Raw genomic sequence first — 2842 nt, 5'->3', positions numbered from 1 at the left:
GACCGGGCGGGCCCCAGCATCGCCTCGTCCGGGCCGCGGGTCCAGCGGGAAAGCGCGTCGCGACGTCCGCGCCCTGTCACGGCGGCCGGGCGAGGACGGACGCGCGGGACACCGGGGCCCGCGGCCCGTGCGCTGCGGGTGGCTCAGGTCTCGTCCGGAAGGCGCAGCGCGAGGATGGCCATGTCGTCGCGGCCGTCGCTGGGGTGGTGGTCGGCCAGTGCGTGCACCAGGTCCTCCACCGGCAGATCGGCGTGCGTCAGCGCCAGTTCGAGCAGGGCGTCCATGCCCTCGTCGATGGCGTGGGCGGGGTGCTCGACGACGCCGTCGGTGAAGAAGACCACCGTGGCCCGCGGCGGCAGCCGCCTGCGGTGGTCCGGGCGGGGCAGCTCCGGGTCGACGCCCAGCGGCACGCCGGGCTCGTGGAGCAGGTACTCGGCCTGCCCGTCCGGCATGATCACCAGCGGCGGGAAGTGACCGGCGGAGGACCAGTGCAGGATCCAGTCCTCCTCGCGGGGTTCCACCCGCGCCACCAGCACGGTGGTCACCGCGGAGCCGGGGCCGGCGGCCACGGTGACGTCGAGCTGCCGCAGGACGTCGCTGGGCGGGGTGCGGCGGTCGTAGAACAGCGCCCGCAGCATGTTGCGCACCTGCGACATGACGGCGGCCGCGGGCAGGTCGTGGCCGTAGACGTCGCCGATGACGATGCCCAGCGCGCCGTCGGGCAGCCGCATCGCGTCGTACCAGTCGCCGCCGAGGTGGTTGGGCTCGGCGGCCGGGCGGTAGACGGTGGCGGCGGCGTAGGGGCTGAGGTCGGGCAGGGTGGGGAGCAGCAGGCGCTGGAAGGTCTCGGCGCTGTCGCGGACCTGTTCGAAGAGGCGGGCGCTCTCGATGGCGATGCCGGCGGCGCTGGCCAGGGCGACCAGGACCTCCTGGTCGCCCCGGTCGAAGGGCCGGCCGTCGTGTCGTTCGGAGAGGTAGAGGTCTCCGTAGATCTCGCCGCGGACGCTGATGGCGACGCCGAGCAGGGAGCGCATGTGGGGGTGGCCGGGCGGATAGCCGACCGAGGCGGGATGCCCGGAGACGTCCTCCAGCCGCAGCGGCTCGGGGTTCTTGATGAGGAGTCCCAGGACGCCGTCGCCGTGCGGGAACTCGATGCCGGCCAGCGCCCGGTACTCCTCCTCGTTCAGCCCCACGGTGATGAACTCCTCGAGGAACTCGCCCTCCTCGTCCAGCACTCCGAGCGCCCCGTAGCGGGCGTCGCAGAGCTGCATGGCGGTGGCGACGATGCGTCGCAGCACCTCCCGGAGCTCGAGTTCGGCGGTGATGGTGAGCACCGCGTCGAGGAGGCCCTGGAGGCGGTCCTTGGTGGAGGCCAGCGCCCGCAGCTGCTGGGCGATCTGGTCCATCTCGGAGTCCAGCCGCTTGCGCAGGTCCCCGAAGGGCTCGGCCTCGGCGGACGGCTGCTCGTTCACGGTGCCCGCCTTCCGGCGCACGCGGCCCGGTGTGCCCGCAGGATCTGCCTCTGCCTCGCGCGGTGCACCCCGCCTCCCGTCCCGACCGTGATCGCGTCGCCTCCACCCTGGCACGGGGCGCGGCGGACGGCGCGGCCGGTTGCTCCGAACGCGGCCGACGGTGCCGGGGGGCTCAGCCGGCGGGGGTGAGGGTGACCGGGACGCCGTTGAGCACGGCGGTGCCGGAGAGCGGGTCGAGGAGGGTGCCGTCGAGGAGCTGGTTGACGTTGGCCCCGGGGTCGGCGGAGGCGTGCCCGGTGCGGGTTCCGGGCCGGTCGTGGCCCCAGCCGTGCGGCAGGCTGACCACGCCGCGGCGCACGGCGTCGGTGATCTCGGCGGGGGCGGTGACCTCTCCGCCGGCCCCCTTGACGCGGACCGGGGCGCCGTCGGCGATGCCGTGCAGGGCGGCGTCCTCGGGGTGCAGGTGCAGGGTGCAGCGGTTGGAGCCGCCGGTGAGGGCGGGGAGGTTGTGCATCCAGCTGTTGTTGGAGCGCAGGTGCCGGCGTCCGACGAGCAGCATGCCGTCGGGGCGGTCGCGCAGCGCCCGGCGCAGGCGCGGCAGGTCGCCCACGATCGGCTCGGGCAGCAGTTCGATCAGCCCGCTGCGGGTCCGCAGCACCTCGTCGAGCCTCGGCCGCAGCGGGCCGAGGTCGACGCCGTGCGGGTGGTCGAGCAGTTCGCGCAGGGAGAGCCCGCCGGGGCGGGAGCCGAAGCCGTCGCCGTAGGGGCCGAGGCGGAGCATCAGGTCGAGGCGGCGTTCGGGGCCGTCCGTGCCGGTGAGGGCGGCGGCGAGTTCTCCGGGGTCACGGCCGTGCACCGGGGAGTGCGGGTCCTGGACGGCCTGGCCGAGGGTCCGGGAGATGACGGTGGCGTCGACGGTCCCCGGGTCGGCGTCCGGCGCGCCGCTCACGGCGAGGACCAGCCGGGCGAGGATCTCGCTCTCCGCCATGCGGCCGGGCTCGAGCGGTACGGCGGGGCGGGTGTAGCGGGCCTGGTTGCGCACCGCGAGGGAGTTGAGGGCGAAGTCGTGGTGCGGGCTCTGGGCCGGCGGGGGCGGGGGCAGCACGACGTGGGCGTGGCGGGAGGTCTCGTTGAGGTAGGGGTCGACGCTCACCATGAAGTCGAGGGAGGCGAGCGCGCGGTCCAGGCGGTCGCCGTCGGGCGCGGAGAGGACCGGGTTGGCGCCCAGGACGACCAGGGCGCGGATCGGCTCGCCCTCGCCGGTCCGGGTGTCGATCTCCTCGGCGAGCGCGGCCAGCGGCAGTTCGCCCTTGACCTCGGGGTGGCGGGAGACCCGGGAGTGCCGGCGGCCCAGGGTGAAGCCGCGGCCC

At 75.2% G+C, this 2842-nt stretch carries 2 protein-coding genes; both read right to left on the bottom strand.

Going from position 1 to position 2842, the window contains the following annotated elements:
• Window positions 1–143: 143 nt before the first annotated feature.
• Window positions 144–1406: a PP2C family protein-serine/threonine phosphatase gene (locus tag HW445_RS25160; RefSeq protein WP_180223206.1), complete on the bottom strand. Its 1263-nt coding sequence runs from the start codon at window positions 1404–1406 to the stop codon at window positions 144–146.
• A gap of 238 nt (window positions 1407–1644) precedes the next feature.
• A partial coding sequence (locus HW445_RS25155; RefSeq protein ID WP_306673359.1) for a molybdopterin dinucleotide binding domain-containing protein occupies window positions 1645–2842 on the bottom strand: 1198 nt, incomplete at its 5' end.

It is taken from the genome of Streptomyces sp. UH6 (genome assembly GCF_013421635.1).
GTDB classification, from domain to species: Bacteria; Actinomycetota; Actinomycetes; order Streptomycetales; family Streptomycetaceae; genus Streptomyces; species Streptomyces abyssomicinicus.
This window is presented reverse-complemented; position numbering and strand designations above follow the sequence as displayed.